16 protein-coding genes are annotated in these 15,845 nt (G+C 66.2%); 6 read left to right on the top strand and 10 right to left on the bottom strand.

Annotated elements, in window-relative coordinates; translation table 11 throughout:
- A complete protein-coding gene (locus tag AGI3411_RS27780; RefSeq protein WP_129530541.1) occupies nucleotides 1-1,578 on the bottom strand; it encodes a GGDEF domain-containing protein in 1,578 nt (525 codons plus the stop codon).
- A gap of 230 nt (nucleotides 1,579-1,808) precedes the next feature.
- Here AGI3411_RS27780 and AGI3411_RS27775 point away from each other — a divergent pair, with 230 nt between their 5' ends.
- Nucleotides 1,809-3,611 carry a DUF4153 domain-containing protein gene (locus AGI3411_RS27775; protein WP_129530540.1) on the top strand — a complete coding sequence of 601 codons (1,803 nt, stop codon included), beginning with the start codon at nucleotides 1,809-1,811 and terminating at the stop codon, nucleotides 3,609-3,611.
- Between the two features lie 42 nt (nucleotides 3,612-3,653).
- Here the strand turns inward: AGI3411_RS27775 and AGI3411_RS27770 are convergent, their stop codons facing one another.
- The 4 genes from AGI3411_RS27770 to AGI3411_RS27755 form a co-directional block, all read right to left on the bottom strand.
- Nucleotides 3,654-3,875, bottom strand: coding sequence for a hypothetical protein (locus AGI3411_RS27770; protein ID WP_129530539.1), 222 nt, complete (start codon nucleotides 3,873-3,875; stop codon nucleotides 3,654-3,656).
- 129 nt (nucleotides 3,876-4,004) lie between these two features.
- Complete coding sequence (locus tag AGI3411_RS27765; RefSeq protein ID WP_129530538.1) at nucleotides 4,005-5,099, bottom strand: AI-2E family transporter; 1,095 nt, start codon at nucleotides 5,097-5,099, stop codon at nucleotides 4,005-4,007.
- A gap of 55 nt (nucleotides 5,100-5,154) precedes the next feature.
- Nucleotides 5,155-5,868, bottom strand: coding sequence for a DUF3053 family protein (locus AGI3411_RS27760; RefSeq protein ID WP_129530537.1), 714 nt, complete (start codon nucleotides 5,866-5,868; stop codon nucleotides 5,155-5,157).
- Between the two features lie 155 nt (nucleotides 5,869-6,023).
- On the bottom strand, nucleotides 6,024-6,533 hold the full coding sequence (locus AGI3411_RS27755) for a GNAT family N-acetyltransferase (RefSeq protein ID WP_129530536.1): 510 nt from the start codon (nucleotides 6,531-6,533) through the stop codon (nucleotides 6,024-6,026).
- A 97-nt stretch (nucleotides 6,534-6,630) separates the two neighbouring features.
- Here AGI3411_RS27755 and AGI3411_RS27750 point away from each other — a divergent pair, with 97 nt between their 5' ends.
- The 3 genes from AGI3411_RS27750 to AGI3411_RS27740 all read left to right on the top strand — a co-directional run bounded on the left by AGI3411_RS27750 (nucleotide 6,631) and on the right by AGI3411_RS27740 (nucleotide 8,743).
- On the top strand, nucleotides 6,631-6,987 hold the full coding sequence (locus AGI3411_RS27750; RefSeq protein ID WP_129530535.1) for a hypothetical protein: 357 nt from the start codon (nucleotides 6,631-6,633) through the stop codon (nucleotides 6,985-6,987).
- A 670-nt stretch (nucleotides 6,988-7,657) separates the two neighbouring features.
- Nucleotides 7,658-7,939 (top strand): hypothetical protein, encoded by a 282-nt coding sequence (locus AGI3411_RS27745; RefSeq protein ID WP_129530534.1) that lies wholly within the window; start codon nucleotides 7,658-7,660, stop codon nucleotides 7,937-7,939.
- A gap of 111 nt (nucleotides 7,940-8,050) precedes the next feature.
- Nucleotides 8,051-8,743 (top strand): cytochrome b/b6 domain-containing protein, encoded by a 693-nt coding sequence (locus tag AGI3411_RS27740; protein ID WP_129530533.1) that lies wholly within the window; start codon nucleotides 8,051-8,053, stop codon nucleotides 8,741-8,743.
- Between the two features lie 58 nt (nucleotides 8,744-8,801).
- Here the strand turns inward: AGI3411_RS27740 and AGI3411_RS27735 are convergent, their stop codons facing one another.
- Together AGI3411_RS27735 and purB are read right to left on the bottom strand one after the other, a co-directional pair.
- Nucleotides 8,802-9,260 carry a c-type cytochrome gene (locus AGI3411_RS27735; protein ID WP_129530532.1) on the bottom strand — a complete coding sequence of 153 codons (459 nt, stop codon included), beginning with the start codon at nucleotides 9,258-9,260 and terminating at the stop codon, nucleotides 8,802-8,804.
- A 56-nt stretch (nucleotides 9,261-9,316) separates the two neighbouring features.
- The gene (gene purB, locus AGI3411_RS27730) at nucleotides 9,317-10,693 is read right to left on the bottom strand and encodes an adenylosuccinate lyase (protein ID WP_129530531.1); all 1,377 of its coding nucleotides are present in this window, start codon (nucleotides 10,691-10,693) and stop codon (nucleotides 9,317-9,319) included.
- A 161-nt stretch (nucleotides 10,694-10,854) separates the two neighbouring features.
- Here purB and AGI3411_RS27725 point away from each other — a divergent pair, with 161 nt between their 5' ends.
- Nucleotides 10,855-11,460 carry a glutathione S-transferase gene (locus AGI3411_RS27725; protein WP_129530530.1) on the top strand — a complete coding sequence of 202 codons (606 nt, stop codon included), beginning with the start codon at nucleotides 10,855-10,857 and terminating at the stop codon, nucleotides 11,458-11,460.
- A 120-nt stretch (nucleotides 11,461-11,580) separates the two neighbouring features.
- Here the strand turns inward: AGI3411_RS27725 and AGI3411_RS27720 are convergent, their stop codons facing one another.
- The 3 genes from AGI3411_RS27720 to gcvA all read right to left on the bottom strand — a co-directional run bounded on the left by AGI3411_RS27720 (nucleotide 11,581) and on the right by gcvA (nucleotide 14,565).
- On the bottom strand, nucleotides 11,581-12,399 hold the full coding sequence (locus tag AGI3411_RS27720) for a sulfite exporter TauE/SafE family protein (protein WP_129530529.1): 819 nt from the start codon (nucleotides 12,397-12,399) through the stop codon (nucleotides 11,581-11,583).
- A gap of 113 nt (nucleotides 12,400-12,512) precedes the next feature.
- Entirely contained in the window at nucleotides 12,513-13,631 is a 1,119-nt protein-coding gene (gene mnmA, locus AGI3411_RS27715; protein WP_129530528.1) for a tRNA 2-thiouridine(34) synthase MnmA, read from the bottom strand.
- Between the two features lie 7 nt (nucleotides 13,632-13,638).
- Entirely contained in the window at nucleotides 13,639-14,565 is a 927-nt protein-coding gene (gene gcvA / locus AGI3411_RS27710) for a transcriptional regulator GcvA (protein ID WP_129530527.1), read from the bottom strand.
- A 281-nt stretch (nucleotides 14,566-14,846) separates the two neighbouring features.
- Here gcvA and AGI3411_RS27705 point away from each other — a divergent pair, with 281 nt between their 5' ends.
- Nucleotides 14,847-15,836 (top strand): Bug family tripartite tricarboxylate transporter substrate binding protein, encoded by a 990-nt coding sequence (locus AGI3411_RS27705; RefSeq protein ID WP_129530526.1) that lies wholly within the window; start codon nucleotides 14,847-14,849, stop codon nucleotides 15,834-15,836.
- Nucleotides 15,837-15,845: the final 9 nt, after the last annotated feature.

The raw sequence follows: 15,845 nt of genomic DNA, 5'->3' as shown, positions 1-15,845 counted from the left end.
CTACAGATCCGACACCACCCGCCGCTTGCCCTCGCCCTTGGCCTTGTAAAGCGCCACGTCGGCTCGCTCCAGCAACTGCCTCAAGACCACGCCTGATTGCGGAAACACGGCTACGCCCACGCTCGCCGACACCGCCGTGTTGATATCGGGATAGGGTTGGGACAGGCATTCGACCAGCGCTTCGGCGACCAGCCGCGCGTTTTCCTTGTTGGCGCCGAGCAGCAGCACCGCAAACTCATCGCCGCCGAGCCGGGCCGCGACGTCCGACACGCGGATCGCTTCGGCCATCCGCTCCGCCGCCTCCTGGAGCACGGCGTCGCCGGCCGCATGGCCATGCATGTCGTTGACCGCCTTGAATCCGTCCAGATCGATCGCCAGGATGGCGAAAGACTCGCCGCTGCGCTGCGCCACCGCCAGCTCGCGCAGCACCAGTTCGCTGAACAGGACCCGGTTGCACAGGCCGGTCAGCGGATCGAAGTGCGCCAGGTGCTGCGCGTGGGCCAGCATGCGCGAGGCCTGCTGCATGGCGCCGCCCACCTCCGCCACCTCTTTGACCCGCGTGCCGGGCAGCTCGACCGCGCGGCCCTTGCCCAGGGCCAGTGCGGGCGCCACCAGGCCCTGCACCGCCGCGGTCAGGCGGTTCGCGAGCCGCAGGGCCAGCCATAACCCCAGGCCGAAGGCGAACAGGGTGCCCAGGGCGATCCACGCGATGGAGCGGTACAAGTCCGTGGTCACCAAGGTCATCGGCGCGCCGGCGGCGACCGTCCAGCCCGACAGCGACGACCGGCTGAACGCGGTGTAGACGGGCGTGCCCTCTTTCGTGACGGTCTCCAGCGAACCCTCGCTTTCCTGCAGCACGGCGCGCGCCAGCGCCGGCACCGCCTTCTGGCCGACAAACTTCGACGTGTCCCGCGTGCGCGCGACGATCGTGCCGGACCCGTCCAGCACGGCAGCGATCCAACCGGCGGGCAAGGTCCGGCGCCCCAGCACGTTGCCGATGCGCTCGGGCAGTATCCCGACATTCAGGCTATAGACGACCTCGTCGCTGCGCATCACCGGCACGCCAAGCACGATGGTGGGGCTGTGGCTCGCTTCGCCGGTAAACAGGCCCGTGAGTACCGGCGCGCGCGTCTGGAAAACGCGGGCCAACTCGACAGGCGCGCCGCTTGCCGGCAACGGGTTGCCGAAAGGCACCCGCGTATTGATGAGCTGGCGGCCGTCGCGGTCCGTCAGGACATAGTTGTCGACGATCTGGAAGCGCGCCGCTTCGCGCGCGCGCTCGTGGAAATCCACCAGGTTGCCGGCGACGAGATCCGGAGAGGACGCGAGCATTTTCAAACCGGCCTCGACACCGGTCAGTTCACGGTCCAGGATCGCGGTGAGATTGCGCGCCAGGAAAATCGTGTCGCGGAAAATTCGCTCTTTCTGGATGACGTAGCTTTCGTAGACAGCCACCGACGCCACCACCAGCGCGGGCGAAATGCACGCGACGACCAGGGCCAGCAGCCCCGTCCGCATGGAGTAGCGGCGCGGCGTGCGGGCGGGCGCGCCGGCGGCGATGCCCTGGCCGTCAGCCATGGGCGGGCCCGCGGGATGCAGCGCTCGGGCTGCGGAATTGCGATCGGACTGACACCATTGGACGCATGCGCCTCCCGAAACGTCCGGCCCGGCCCGTCGCCGAAGCACGAACTGAAGTCAGAAATTATTACAGAAGCTCGCAATCGCACAATCCACCGCGGCAAGAAGCGGATACAAGAGTGGCTAAAATCCACGCGTCCCCAATTTACTCCGAAACAGCGTACCCGGCCATGACCCAACCAGCAGGCAATTCCCCGGGCTCGCCCCGGTTCGACCCAGCCGACAGGACGGTACTGATCTACGGCGCACTGGCCGCTCTCTTTGGGCTGACGGTGCACGCCCTGGTGGCGCGAGGCTTTTGGCCTTCGGGCCGCCCCTACGCCCTCGCCTACCTCACGCACGCGATAGCGCTGGTTTGCCTGGCGGGCGCCCTGCTGGCGGGCATGCGCAGCGGCAAGCGCTGGCTCGTTGCCCTGGCCGCCTACGGCGCGGTCCTGCCGGCGCTGGGCGCCTATGGGTTCGGTTTCGGCGACGACGCGCGCTCGCTGAACCTGCTGATGACGGGCATCGCGGCCTTCGTCCTGCTGCCGCTGGTCCAGCAACTGGATGCCCGGCAGCCTCAATGGAACTATCCGGCGGTATTCCGCGCCGCATGGCGCAATACCGTGCACCTGGCGGTGGCGGGCTTCCTGACCCTGGCGGTCTGCCTGCTGTTGTGGGGCGCGGGCCAGATGTTCCAAATGATCGGGATCGCCATCGTGGCGAAAATCATCGGCAACATCCATTTCATGCTCGGCGTGTGGCCCCTCGTCGCGGCGGCATGCCTGGTGGGCGTGCGCCGCCGCCCTCAATTGACCGAAACGCTGCAACGCTCGTGGCTGACGCTCAATGCCTGGCTGCTGCCGCTCGTGACCGTGGTGGGGCTGGCCTTCACGCTGGCCCTGGCGGCGCGCCTGGCGCTCGGCCTGGAAGCCGTCACGCTGTCGGCCGGCGCGATCATCGCGTTCTCTCTCATCTGGATCAAGCTGATCAATGCCGCCTGGCAGGACGGCGAGCACGCTGCGCCCTTCGGGCCGCGTCTGCGCCGCCTGCTGCGCGCCGGCATGGTGTGTCTGCTGCCCCTGGCCGCGGTGGCCCTCTACGGGATCGCGGTGCGCGTCAATCAGTATGGCTGGACGGACAACCGTGTCTGGGGCGCCTACTGCGCGGCGCTCGTCGCCCTGTACGGTCTGGGCTATGCCTGGGCGGCGCTACGCCCGGCGCGCTACTACACAACGCTTGCCGCCACCAACCTGACGGCCGCCGCGGCAACCTTGGCGCTGCTCGCCCTGATCAATACGCCGGTCGCCGCGCCTGCGCGCGTAGCCGCGGACAGCCAGCTCCAGCGCCTGATCGACGGCCGCATCGAGCCGCACGCCTTCCGCTATTTCTCGATGGAGAACAACTACGGCCGCTGGGGCCGCGAAGCGCTGCGGCGGCTGGCCGACGGTGCGGCCAACGACCGAGACCCGCAGATCGCCGTTGCCGCCTCCATGGCGCTCGAGAATCGCCGCTACGACTGGAAGATCGCGCCCGGAGATCCCGGGTCGCCCGCCAACCCGCCCGCATTCGCCATCTTTCCGGCGGGGCATGACGTGCCGCCGGGCTGGTGGGAATACCTCGCCCACATCCAGGCCCACGATGCCAGGCTGTGCGCGGAAGAAGGGCCACCCGTGCCGGCCGGCGCCACGCCGGCTCCCCGTTGCGCGCTGATGTTCGCCGACGTTACGGGCGACGGCCGGGACGACCTCATCCTGTACATCCGCCCCAACCCCGAAGGCCATGCAAAATTCGTCCGCGAAATGGCCATTGCCTACGCCCCCCTCGCCGATGGGCAATGGCGCCGAATCGGAACGCTGACGCGGCAGCGGCGCGACGGCGGGGCGACGGGCGCCCCGGACCTCGCCACGGAGGCGGAACAAGGGCAAGTCCGCAGCGTTCCCAGACAAGACCGGGACCTGCTGATCGGCGACGATCTGCTGCGCCTGCGCTGACGCGACCCGGGCGCGGAGCCCGGAATCCGCGCCCAGCGCGCGTTATTGCTCTTCCAGGTCCGGCGTGCCGGTGAACTGGCTCTTGAGCAGGGTCAAGGCGCCCTTCTCCGCCAGCCCTTCGTTGGGAAACACATGCTTGGTGTCTTCGAGTATCGGGAAGCCGAAGACGCGTACACGCGTGTGATACCCCTCAGGCGTCTCCGCGAATTCGATATCGAAGTTGCGTTCTTCGATCCAGCCCGATCGATGCAGTTTCCATTCCATATGCAACACGCTCCTGAAAGGCGAAGTCGACACGAAAGGCCCGCCCCCTCGGGGCCGGACGCTGCTACACCATACACCCGTATCGGAACGGGGGGATGACGCAAGCGCCATCTCCCCGGCCCGCCCGGCCTATTTCTTCGCAGGCCGGCGTTCGTCGGCAGCCCCGGGCGCGCCTTCGGGCAGCGCAGGCGCGAACAGGTCCCAGCTGGCCATGAACAGCGCGGCGATCAGCGGACCGATCACGAAGCCGTTCAGGCCGAACAAGGCCATGCCGCCGAGCGTGGAAATGAGCACCACGTAGTCCGGCATCTTGGTGTCCTTGCCCACCAGGATGGGGCGCAGCACATTGTCCACCATGCCGATGACCAGCACGCCGAACAGGATCAGCGACACGCCCTTGACGGTGGCGCCCGTCAGCAGGAAGTAAATCGCGACCGGCGCCCAGATCAGCCCCGCGCCCACCGCGGGGAGCAGCGACAGGAAGCCCATGATCACCCCCCAGAGCAGCGCGCCCTGGATGGAGAGGATCGAGAAGATGATGCCTCCCAGCGCGCCCTGCGCCGCCGCGACGGCGACGTTGCCCTTCACGGTGGCGCGCACGACGGTGGTGAACTTGCGGAACAGATGCTGCTTGTGCGTGTCGCTCAAGGGCATGGCGCGCTTGAGCCGCGCCGACAGCAGCGGGCCGTCGCGCAGCAGGAAAAACAGCAGGTACAGCATGATGCCGAAGCTAATCACGAACTGGAACGTGTCCTGTCCGATGCTCAGCGCCTGGGTCGCCAGGAACTGGCTGGCCTGCATCGCGCCCGCGCTGAGCTTTTCCTGCAGGCTGGGGATATCGGCCAGGTCGAAGCGCGCCAGCACGTCATGCACCGATGGCGGCAAGGCCGCCATCGCCTGCTGGAAATACGCGCCGAAATTGATCTGCCCGGACTTGATGCTTTGATAGAGGTTCGCGCCTTCGCGCACCAGCGATCCGCTGATGGCGACCAAGGGCAGGATCACCAGCAGCAGCACGAGCAGCAGCGTGATCAGCGCGGCCAGATTGCGCCGCCCACCCAGGCGCGGCACCAGGCGGCGCTGCAAGGGGGCAAAGATGATGGCGAGGATGGTGCCCCAGAAAACGGCCCCGTAGAAGGGCCACAGCAACCACCCGAACGCGATGGTGACGCCCACCAGCAAGAGCAGAAAGGTTCTGTAGTGCACGCTGGAAGATTGACTCATGTTCCGTCCCTGGCACGGCAAGCGCCGCGAGACCCGCATTGTACAAAGCGCTGCGTCAAGGTTCGCCGCGGGCCGCGCCGGCCGCCTGCGACAGCGTGGCGCGGGCGCGCTCCAGTCCGTCCGATTGCGCATTCAGCCCTTGCAGGCGCAGGTTCAGCTCTTGCTGGAGCGTCGGCATCGTCACGAGCGTCTGTCCATCCACGAGCAGGATGTCGTCCTCATGTGCGGCCACGAACTCCGCCACGCCCAGGGCATCGCGCGCAACCGCATCCATCTTCGAGGCCGCATCCATGAGTTCGGCGGCGGGCGCGGTCACCGCTTCGTCATAGACACCGTCGTAGACGGGCGCGAGGTCCGGGGGCAGCGTCATGGCCGCACGCGCCTTGTCGGCCTTGGCGCGGGCGTCTTCGAGCTTCGCGGCATTCTCCGCGAGGGCCTTGCGCGCCGCTTCGAAGCGCGGCCTGCGCTCGACGATGTCGCCCACCGAGCGGATGGTCTCGACCGCCAGCACGTCGCGCATGGATACGGCCGCCTTGACCATTGCCTGCTGGAAATCGGCGATCACCTCATAGGCGTCGGCATAGTCGCCGACCGCTTCCTTTTCCGGCTCGCTCAACACGGCAAGCGGCACCAGCGCCCCGCTGTCGATCCGGGATTGCAGCAGCTGAATGAACGCCACGCGTTCCTGCGGTTCCTTGTTGACGCAGGCCGCGAGCAACAGCATCGATGCCGTCGCCAGGCCTAGAAGGCAAGCTCGCAGCAATGCCATGCCCATCCTCCTTGCATGCGGGTTTGCGGAAGCGGCGCAGCCCCGTGCCAGAGCGGCCGCACTCCCGCAGATTATCCCGAAGCGCCAGGCGCCCGCCGCCGGTGGGCGGATTTTGTTGCCATCGAAGCGTGTTGACACAGGGAGGCCTACGTGCATCACGCCGCCACGGGGCAAACCATGGCGCACCGGCGCGCCGGGTCGAAGCCCGCCGCTTCTTCAAGGCGCAGGCGCGCCGCAAGCGGCGCCGGAAGCCTGGCCGGCGGCAGTTCTGAAAAGCCGTGCCGCAGGTAGAAAGGCGCGTTCCAGGGCAGCTCGCGATCGGTTGTCAGCACCACCGAGCGGTAGCCCGCAGCACGCGCGTGTTCGCGCACGGCCAGCAGCAGGGCCCGGCCCAGGCCGCGCCCCTGCTGCGGCAGGGACACCGCCATCTCGGCAAGATAGAGATCGCCTTCCATGGACCGGGTGAGCGCAAAGCCGGCGGCCTGCCCGTCCTCTGCTTCAGCGACCCACAGCAGGCCGGCCGTCTGCGCCTGTTCCAGCACCGCGAGCGGCACGGGATCGTCGCCCGCGGCCCAGGCCATCGCGGTGCCCAGGAAGCGCTTCCCGGCGGAACGTTCGATATCGGCCAGGCGGGCCAGATCGGAGAGGCGTGCAAGTCTGATCATAGGGGTCGAAGTATGCATCATGCGGGCTTTCCGCCCCATTCCCATAAAATAGTGTTTTCGGCCCCCGAGGCCGCCCGTAACGCTGGCTTGCATCTCCATGACTCAGAACGCTACCCCCGCCTGGGGCTTCGCCCATCCCGATTGCCGCGGCGCTGCCGCCCTGCTGTTTTTCATGGACGATCTGGCGCGCGTCGTCAACCAGTACCTGGGCCACGGGCAACTGTCGGACGAGGCGCTGGCCGACGCGCAAAAAGCCGTCGACGCCCTGCTGGACCGCTATGTGGAAATCCAGGCGGCGCCCGAAGCCTTCGACAACGAGCGTATCCGTCTCGCGCTGGAAACGGAGCGGGGGCCGGATGGCCAGGCCGTCGCGCAGGTGGCGCTGCGCATGTCTCCGCGCCTGGAAGGCTTGATCATCGAAGCCCAGCGCCAGGCCCGCCCCGCTACCCATTAGCGCGCCAAGGCCGGGCGGAAAACTGCGTCGAAGACAGCCCTCCCGGCCCTTCTTTCAACAAAATACTTGCAAAATACGCCAACTGGCAGTATCATCAATGGTTGAGTGCTGCAAACAAAACAACCCAGACGGTGTTTTGCGCACAGCAAAGGTCAGGTATCTGACCCAGATATCCGACCCAGATACCTGACCCAGATGCACCGGCCACTTGACCCTGGCCGAGATAGATCCGGGCCGCATACCGCGCCCCGCTCGTCTGCGAGAAGCAGCGGCACTCAATAGCAAAAACCAGCAAGACCGCTTTTCGCGCCAATTTCCATCAGAAAACAAAACGGCGCGAAACCAACCCAGGCGGCCCTGCACACAAGCCGCACCGAACAAAAGCCATGCCGAAAGCAAGCTGCGCCGCAGCTGCCTTGCGGCGTTTTCCGGCAAGAACCCGACGCCAGACGCATTTTGCGCTGGCAAACGCACTGTCGCGCTATCGCGCCACATGCCTGAAATGATGCTACGCCAGACTTGGCGATGGCATCGCCACCCCCGGCCCCGCACGTGAAAACATGAGAATGCGCAAAGGGCCGGCGGCTGTTGTGAGGTAGTGTCATGGCAAGCCTTCGAACCATGGCACCACCGGCTTTTCCCATAACTAGAAACCAAGAGAACAAACACCATGAATATCCATTTCACCTCCTCGGACCTGATCCGACGTCCGGCCCACACCAAGCTGGACAACATGCCGATCCACGTCGGCGACATCGTCTACCTGAAGCCGATCGACGGCCCGGAAATCCGCGCGACGGTCATCTTCAATGCGCCGATCGACGGCACGACCACCTACACGACCGAAGTCGTGCCCTGCGGCGCATCCGCGCAAAAGGCCCCCGGCCAGCGCATCCGCTTCCGCCACGAGCACGTGCATCGCATCGAACCGGTGCGCCGCGGCTTCCACTAACCCCCGCCCGCCCTGCCCGCCCCTCCGGCGGCGGGGCGGCCCTTGCGTGATAAAGTCCCTTGCATCCAGGGCCTGTTGGTATCGGCAGGCCCCAGCCTTGGCGCTCCCCACATGCAGAACAACCGTCTCGCGGTCCACATCTGGGACCTCCCCACCCGCTTATTCCACTGGGCGCTCGTCGTCTGTATCGTCGGCGCCTTCGTCAGCGTGAAGCTCGGCGGCCTGTACATGGATTGGCACGTGCGCTTCGGCTGCACGGCACTGGGCCTGATCCTGTTCCGGCTGCTGTGGGGGATCTTCGGCCCGCGCTACGCCCGCTTCGCACAGTTCCTGCGGGGCCCGGCGGCCGTGGCCGGCTACCTGAAAGGCGGCACCGCGCCAGCCGGCCACAACCCACTGGGCGCGCTGTCGGTCGTGGCGCTGCTGCTCGTGATCGGGTTCCAGGCGGCCAGCGGCCTGTTCACCACCGATGACATCATGACGCAGGGCCCGCTGTTCGGGCACGTCAGCGAAGCCTTCGCCGGCGCCATGACGTCCTGGCACAAGCTCAACGAGTGGGTCATCATCGGCCTGGTGGCGCTGCACCTGGCCGCCGTGGCCTGGTATGCGCTGGTGCGCCGCAAGCGCCTAGTGCGCGCGATCATCACCGGCAAGGTCGACGCCAAGGACGTGCCCGCCGGCACGCCGCCCACGCAAGACGGCGTCGCCATCTGGCTGCGCGCCCTGTTGCTCGGCGCCTGCGTTACCGGCCTGGTACTCTGGATCCGCTCGCTGGAAGTCGCGGCGGACATGTCGTTTTCCTGATCCGCCTGGCGTAAAAAAGCCCCTCGAGATTCGAGGGGCTTTTTTGTGCGCAAGCGGCTTACTTCTTCTTGCGGTACGAATCGTGGCAGGCCTTGCAGCTTGCGCCGACATCGCCGAACGCCGCGCGCAGCTTGTTCAGGTCGCCGGAGTCGGCCGCAGCCGACAGCTTGACGATGTTGTCCTGGAAGGCCTGCTGCTTCTGCTTGAAGCCGGCCGCATCGCTCCAGACTTCCGGACGGGCGTCGCCGCCTTCCGTGCCCGGACCGAATGCCGCCCAGGGCAGCGCCGACAGCGTTTTCAGCACTTCCACATTAGCCTTGATCTGTGCGGCATCATAGGGCGCCTGGCCCTTCACCACCGGCGCCATGCGGCCGAAATGCGAGGCCATCAGCGTAAGCGCCGACTGGCGATACTTCACCGCATCTTCGGGCTTGGCGAACTGGGCGGAGGCGTTCGTCGCCAGCAACGGCCCAACGGTCATACAGGCCAACGCGACGAGCGTGGACAACTTCTTCATTGCTATCTCCCGTAAGGTCAAACAAGGCGCCGCGCGCATTGCGCGCGGCATGGCGACTATACCGCCCGGGCCAGCGCGGCAGCCAGCCCGATATACGAACGCGGGGTCATCGCCAGCAAGCGGGCCTTCGGCTCTTCAGGCAGCGCCAGGCCCTGGATGAATTCTCGCAGGCCTTCCTCGGTGATCCCCTTGCCCCGCGTCAAAGCCTTGAGCTGTTCGTAAGGCTGCGGCAGGCCATAGCGGCGCATGACGGTCTGCACCGGCTCGGCCAGCACTTCCCAGCATGCATCGATGTCGGCATCGATGGCTGCGGTATTGACCTCGAGCTTGCCCAGGCCGCGCATGCAGGCATCCCAGGCCACCAGGCAGTAGCCCAGGCCCACACCCAGGTTGCGCAGCACCGTGGAGTCGGTCAGGTCGCGCTGCCAGCGGGAGACCGGCAGCTTGTCGGCGAGATGGCGCAGCACGGCGTTGGCCAGGCCCAGGTTGCCTTCGGAGTTCTCGAAGTCGATCGGGTTGACCTTGTGCGGCATGGTGGACGAGCCGACCTCGCCCTCTTTCAGGCGCTGCTTGAAGTAGCCCAGCGCCACGTAGCCCCAGATGTCGCGGTCCAGGTCCAGCACGATGATGTTGGCGCGCGTGATGGCGTCGAACAGGGCCGACATCCAGTCGTGCGGCTCGATCTGGATCGTGTGGCGGTTCTGGGTCAGCCCCAGGCCGGCCAGCACGCGCTGGCTGAAGGCAGGCCAATCGATTTCTGGATATGCCGACAAGTGGGCGTTGTAGTTGCCGGTGGCGCCGTTCAGCTTGGCCAGCGGCTCAACGGCCTCGACGGCGGCGATGGCGCGGTTCAGGCGCGCGGCCACGTTGGCGAATTCCTTGCCCAGCGTCGTCGGGCTGGCGGGCTGGCCGTGCGTGCGCGACAGCATGGGCTGGTCGGCCTGGGCGATAGCCATTTCGTTCAGCTTGGCGGCGAGCTCGCGCAGGCGCGGCACCACGACCTCGTTGCGGGCACGGGTCAGCATCAGCGCATGCGAGGTGTTGTTGATGTCCTCGGAGGTGCAGGCGAAATGGATGAATTCGGCGGCGCGGGCCAGCTCGGCGTCATCCGCCACTTTTTCCTTCAGCCAGTATTCGACGGCCTTGACGTCATGGTTGGTGACGCGTTCGATGTCCTTGATGCGGGCGGCGTCCGCTTCGGAGAAGTCGCGCACCAATTGTTGCAGGCGCGCGCGGGCGGTCTCGGAAAAGGCCGGCAGCTCGGGCAGGCCCGCATCGGACAGCGCGACCAGCCAGGCCACTTCGACCTCGACGCGGTGCGCCATGAAGCCTGCCTCCGACAGCAGGCCGCGCAGCGCGTCGCCCCGGGAAGCGTACCGGCCATCCAATGGCGAAAGGGCGTTGAGTTGGCTAAGCTGATCGGCGATTTGCATGGTCTGGGAAAGAAAAAGCGGGGAATGAGCGAATCGGGCGATTTTATCATCCGGAAGCATGCAACATTGTGGCAAACTGGCGAAGATTCCGGCCTGCGGACGGTCTGACCGCCATGCGGCCTGCTATACTTCGGCCGCTTTCCGACTCCGCTTGTGACTCCATGAAACTGATCGGCTCGCTTACCAGTCCTTACGTGCGCAAAGTGCGTATCGTCATGGCCGAGAAAAAGCTGGACTACCGGCTCGAACTCGAAAACGTCTGGTCCGCCGACACGCAGATCCAAACGTACAACCCGCTGGGCAAGGTTCCGTGCCTGGTCATGGAAGATGGCGGCGCCCTTTTCGACTCGCGCGTCATCGTCGAATACGTGGACACCCTGTCTCCCGTCGCCCGCCTGATTCCCCAGCCGGGACGCGACCGCGCGGCCGTCAAATGCTGGGAAGCCATCGCCGATGGCCTCCTTGACGCCTGTGTGACCATCGTCAAGGAAAACCAGCGTCCCGAGGCTCAGCGCAGCCCGGAATGGATCGAACGCCAGTACTCCAAGATCCACGCCAGCCTCGACGCCATGAACAAGAGCCTGGGCGAAAACGCGCATTGCATGGGCATCAACTATAGCCTCGCGGATATCGCCGTCGGCTGCGCGCTGGGCTACCTGGACCTGCGCTTCGCCTCGCTCGACTGGCGCTCCAACCACCAGAACCTGGCGCGTCTGTACGACAAGCTGTCTCAGCGCCAATCGTTCATCGACACGATACCGGGGTAGCCCCCCCCCGAAGCGCTGCGCGCTTCCCCCCAGGGGGGCGCCGCTACGGACCGGCGGAGCCCGGATCCATGCGGCCTCGCTTGGCCACACCGCTCTCCGTCGGGCCGTGCGGCTCTATGTTCAGCCGGTAAAGGTTTGCCAGGCCTTGAACAGCATGTATCCGGCCAGCGCGAACAGCAAGCAGGCGAACACGCGTTTCAATGTCTGCACTGGCAGGCGGTGCGCCATGCGCGCGCCCAGCGGGGCCGTCAGCACGCTGGTGCACACCAGCGCCAGCAGCGCCGGCCAATAGATGTAGCCCAGCATGCCGGGACGCGATTCACCCGCGTTCAGGCCCGACACGACATAGCCCACGCTATTGGCCAGCGCAATGGGAAAGCCCAGCGCCGCCGACGTCGACACCGCGTTGTGCAAGGCTACGTTGCACCAGACCATGAACGGTACCGACAGGAAGCCGCCGCCCGCGCCCACCAGGCCCGACAGAAAACCGATACCCGCCCCGGCCGCGCTGGTGCCCACGACGCCAGGCATCTGGCGGCTGGGCTTGGGCTTTTTGTTGCGCAGCATGCTCCATCCGGAATACCCGACGAACAGCGCGAAGAACAGCGACAGCCACAGGGTGCTCAGCGCGGCGAACACGGCGCCGCCCGAGAACAGGCCGCCGATGATGATGCCGGGCGCCATCGCCCAGACGATGTTCCACTTGATCGTGCCCCGCTGCTGATGGGCCCGGACGCTGGAGACGGACGTGAACAGGATCGAGGTCATCGACGTGGCGATGGCCGCGTGCACCACCAGCTCGGCGGGCATGCCCTGCCACGCGAACAGCATCGTCAGGAACGGCACCAGCAGCATGCCGCCGCCGATGCCGAGCAGGCCCGCGGCAAAGCCGACCACGCCGCCCAGCACCAGCAGGCAAATCAACATCGTTACATCCACAACAGTCTCCTATTTCTTCTTGGTCATGAACAAGGCCCCTGGAGCAGCGCCCCAGGGGCCTCGGAAAAGGTCGGCGCCCGGCGGGCGCGTCCCGGCGCAGGCCGGCGCATCACCTACACGATGATGCCGCCCCCCAGGCAAACGTCGCCATCGTAAAGCACCGCGGACTGCCCGGGCGTCACTGCCCACTGCGGCTCGGTGAAATCCAGCGCGAAGGCCGCATCCGCGGCGCCGTCGAGACGGCATGCCGCATCCGCCTGCCGGTAGCGCGTCTTGGCGCCGTAGGCGCCGGATACCGGCGGGCGGCCCGCGATCCAGCTCGCGTCCTGCGCCCGCAGTTCGGTCGAGAGCAGCCAGGGATGGTCATGCCCCTGGACTACGTACAGCACGTTGCGCTCCAGGTCCTTGCGGGCCACGTACCAGGCCTCGGCCGTCCCGTCTTCGCGCTGCCGCCCCTTCACGCCGCCCACGCCCAGGCCCTTGCGCTGACCCAGCGTATAGAACGACAGCCCTTCGTGGCGGCCGACCGTCATCCCTTCGGGCGTCATGATCGGGCCCGGCTCGGTCGGTAGGTAGCGGTTCAGGAATTCGCGGAACGGGCGCTCGCCGATGAAGCAGATCCCCGTGGAGTCCTTTTTGGCGGCATTGTGCAGGCCTATCTCGTGCGCGATGCGCCGCACCTCGGTCTTGTGGATTTCGCCCAGCGGAAACAGGGTGCGCGACAACTGCGCCTGGTTCAGGCGATGCAGGAAATAGCTTTGGTCCTTGGACGCATCCAGCGCCTTGAGCAGCTGGAACTCCGTGCCGCCGCCCGCCGCCGGCACCTCGCGCACGCGCGCGTAGTGGCCGGTGGCGATGCGCTCGGCGCCCAGCGCCATGGCGTGGTCCAGGAAGGCCTTGAACTTGATCTCGGCGTTGCAGAGCACGTCGGGATTGGGCGTACGCCCCGCGGAATACTCGCGCAGGAATTCCGCGAACACGCGGTCCTTGTATTCGGCGGCGAAGTTGACGAACTCGAACTCGACGCCGACCAGGTCCGCCACGCTGGCGGCGTCCAGGAGATCCTGGCGCGTGGAGCAATATTCGGAATCGTCGTCATCTTCCCAGTTCTTCATGAACAGGCCGACGACCTCGTAGCCCTGCTGCTTGAGCAGCCAGGCGGTGACCGAAGAATCGACCCCGCCGGACATGCCGACGACAACGCGGCCTTTCTTGGTAGATGTTTGACTCATGATGACGCTATTTTAGATCGGAGTGGGCTTCTTCCTGCGGCTGCGGCTCGGCGGCCCGCGAGACTTCCATCAGCCACGTGCGGAACGCCTGCAGCGTGGGCAGGTTGGCCTTCTGTTCCGGATAGCACAGGTAGTAGCCCATGCGCGCCCGGATGGGCAGTTGGATGGCGACGGCCAGCTTGCCGTCGCGCAGTTCGTCTTCGATCAGGCAGCGCGGTATCAGCGCCACCCCGAAGCCCGCCGCGGCGGCCTGCGACAGCAACGCGTATTGGTCGAAGCGGGCGCCTTCCAGGCTGCGCCGGGTATCGCAGCCCGCCTGCTCGAACCAGTCGCGCCAGCCTTCCAGCGCCGAGGTATGGTGTAGCAGCGGATATGCCAGCAGATCCACCGGCGACGTACAGCCGCCCGGAATCAGGCGCGGGCTGCACACCGGCAGGATTTCGCGGCCGACGATGTAATCGGCCCCGCTGCCCGGCCAGATGCCTTCGCCGAAGCGCACGGCGGCGTCCAGCTCGGGCGTGGAAAAATCATAGCCCTGGCGGTGCGGCAGGAATTCCACGTGGATGTCCGGCCGCAGGCGCATGAAGGCAGTCAGGCGCGGGATCAGCCAGCGCGCCCCGAAGGTCGGCATACAGGTCAGGTTGAGCGTGCCTCCCTGCCCCTGATGCGCGATCAGCTCCACGGTGGCGGCTTCGATCTGGCCCAGGCCGGCCTGGATCTTGGTGAGATAGCTGCGCCCGGCTTCGGTCAGAACCAGGCCTTGCCTGATCCGCAGGAATAGTTCGATGCCTACGAACTCCTCTAAATGTTTCACTTGTTTACTGACCGCGCCTTGCGTCACGCACAGTTCCTGCGCCGCGCGCGTGAAACTGCTGTGCCGCGCAGCCACTTCGAACGCCTGAAGATCCGTTAAAGAGGGACAGAAACGCCGCATAAATATCGCTCCCACGGTTGCCGTGGGCTCCTTGCCCGCTGCGGGGCAGTTCTTGCCCGGGACGCTTCAGAGAATCGGTCCCGCGCCTCGCCGCGAAACACAAATTGTTTCAGATTGAGAGGCAAAAAACAGCGGCTTAGACGGCCGCCGCCAAAAGAGGCATGAAAAAAAGTCATAGCTTACGGAGAAACTTTCGTTTGCGCAAACAGGGCGGTCAGGAAAGAATCGTTGCGTTTGCGTCTGCCTTTGCGCATCCGCTTTCCAATTCATTAGGGGAATCCATGCAACGCCGTAAAGTTGTCCTGGGCCTGTGTGTCGCCGCCGCGACCCTGGCCACGCCGCTCACCTCGGGCATCGCGCACGCTGAAGACGCGTACCCGTCCAAGCCCATCCGCCTGATCGTACCCTTCCCGCCCGGAGGCACGACCGACATCGTCGGCCGCCTGTTCGCCGACAAGCTGAGCAAGGAACTGGGCCAGACCGTCGTGGTGGAAAACCGCGGCGGCGCCGGCGGCTCGATCGGCAGCGCGTTCGTCGCCAGCAGCGCGCCGGACGGCTATGTTCTGGGCATCGCCACCGTCAGCACGCACGGCATCAACCCGGCCATCTACCCGAACCTGCCGTTCGATGGCGAGAAGGACTTCACGCCCATCTCGAACCTGGCGGCCGTGCCGAACATCATGACCATCAACCCGAAGGTCCAGGCCAAGAATATCGCCGACCTCATCAAGCTGGCCAAGAGCGAACCGGGCAAGCTGACCTACGCGTCCGCCGGCAACGGTTCGGTCTCGCACATGATGGGCGAACTGTTCAAGATGGCCTCGGGCACCAACCTGATGCACGTTCCTTACCGCGGCGTGGGCCCGGCACTCAACGACGCGCTGGCCGGCCAGGTCGACGTCATGTACGACAACCTGCCCTCCACGCTGCCGCACGTGCAATCCGGCCGCCTGATCGCCATGGCCGTCGCCTCGCCCAAGCGTGTCGCGTCCCTGCCCGACGTTCCCACCTTCGCCGAAGCCGGCCTGCCGGCGGTGAACGACGCCTCGTGGTTCGGCCTGGTGGCTCCCGCCAAGCTGCCCCAGCCCGTGCTGGACAAGCTGAACGCGGCCGTGCAGAAGGTCAGCGCCGAAGCCGACGTCAAGACCCGCCTGGAAGCCCTGGGCGCCGCGCCGGCCGCCAACACCCCGGCCGAATTCGCCGCGCAGATCTCGGCTGAAATCGCCAAGAACAAGCGCATCGCCAAAGAAGCCAACGTGAAGATCGACTGATCGATCTTC

The organism is Achromobacter agilis (assembly GCF_900496965.1).
Taxonomy (GTDB): domain Bacteria; phylum Pseudomonadota; class Gammaproteobacteria; order Burkholderiales; family Burkholderiaceae_B; genus Achromobacter; species Achromobacter agilis.
The sequence above is the reverse complement of the archived record's forward strand: the minus strand, read 5'-3'. Positions and strand labels throughout refer to the sequence as shown.

Excerpts from the sequence above, each read along its gene's own strand:
- AGI3411_RS27775 (WP_129530540.1), top strand. The coding sequence starts at position 1,809 with ATGACCCAACCAGCAGGCAATTCCCCGGGCTCGCCCCGGTTCGACCCA.
- AGI3411_RS27750 (WP_129530535.1), top strand. The coding sequence starts at position 6,631 with ATGACTCAGAACGCTACCCCCGCCTGGGGCTTCGCCCATCCCGATTGC.
- purB (WP_129530531.1), bottom strand. The coding sequence starts at position 10,693 with ATGCAAATCGCCGATCAGCTTAGCCAACTCAACGCCCTTTCGCCATTG.
- mnmA (WP_129530528.1), bottom strand. The coding sequence starts at position 13,631 with ATGAGTCAAACATCTACCAAGAAAGGCCGCGTTGTCGTCGGCATGTCC.
- AGI3411_RS27760 (WP_129530537.1), bottom strand. The coding sequence starts at position 5,868 with ATGGCATTGCTGCGAGCTTGCCTTCTAGGCCTGGCGACGGCATCGATG.
- AGI3411_RS27765 (WP_129530538.1), bottom strand. The coding sequence starts at position 5,099 with ATGAGTCAATCTTCCAGCGTGCACTACAGAACCTTTCTGCTCTTGCTG.
- gcvA (WP_129530527.1), bottom strand. The coding sequence starts at position 14,565 with ATGCGGCGTTTCTGTCCCTCTTTAACGGATCTTCAGGCGTTCGAAGTG.
- AGI3411_RS27770 (WP_129530539.1), bottom strand. The coding sequence starts at position 3,875 with ATGGAATGGAAACTGCATCGATCGGGCTGGATCGAAGAACGCAACTTC.
- AGI3411_RS27705 (WP_129530526.1), top strand. The coding sequence starts at position 14,847 with ATGCAACGCCGTAAAGTTGTCCTGGGCCTGTGTGTCGCCGCCGCGACC.
- AGI3411_RS27745 (WP_129530534.1), top strand. The coding sequence starts at position 7,658 with ATGAATATCCATTTCACCTCCTCGGACCTGATCCGACGTCCGGCCCAC.
- AGI3411_RS27755 (WP_129530536.1), bottom strand. The coding sequence starts at position 6,533 with ATGATCAGACTTGCACGCCTCTCCGATCTGGCCCGCCTGGCCGATATC.
- AGI3411_RS27740 (WP_129530533.1), top strand. The coding sequence starts at position 8,051 with ATGCAGAACAACCGTCTCGCGGTCCACATCTGGGACCTCCCCACCCGC.
- AGI3411_RS27780 (WP_129530541.1), bottom strand. The coding sequence starts at position 1,578 with ATGGCTGACGGCCAGGGCATCGCCGCCGGCGCGCCCGCCCGCACGCCG.
- AGI3411_RS27725 (WP_129530530.1), top strand. The coding sequence starts at position 10,855 with ATGAAACTGATCGGCTCGCTTACCAGTCCTTACGTGCGCAAAGTGCGT.
- AGI3411_RS27735 (WP_129530532.1), bottom strand. The coding sequence starts at position 9,260 with ATGAAGAAGTTGTCCACGCTCGTCGCGTTGGCCTGTATGACCGTTGGG.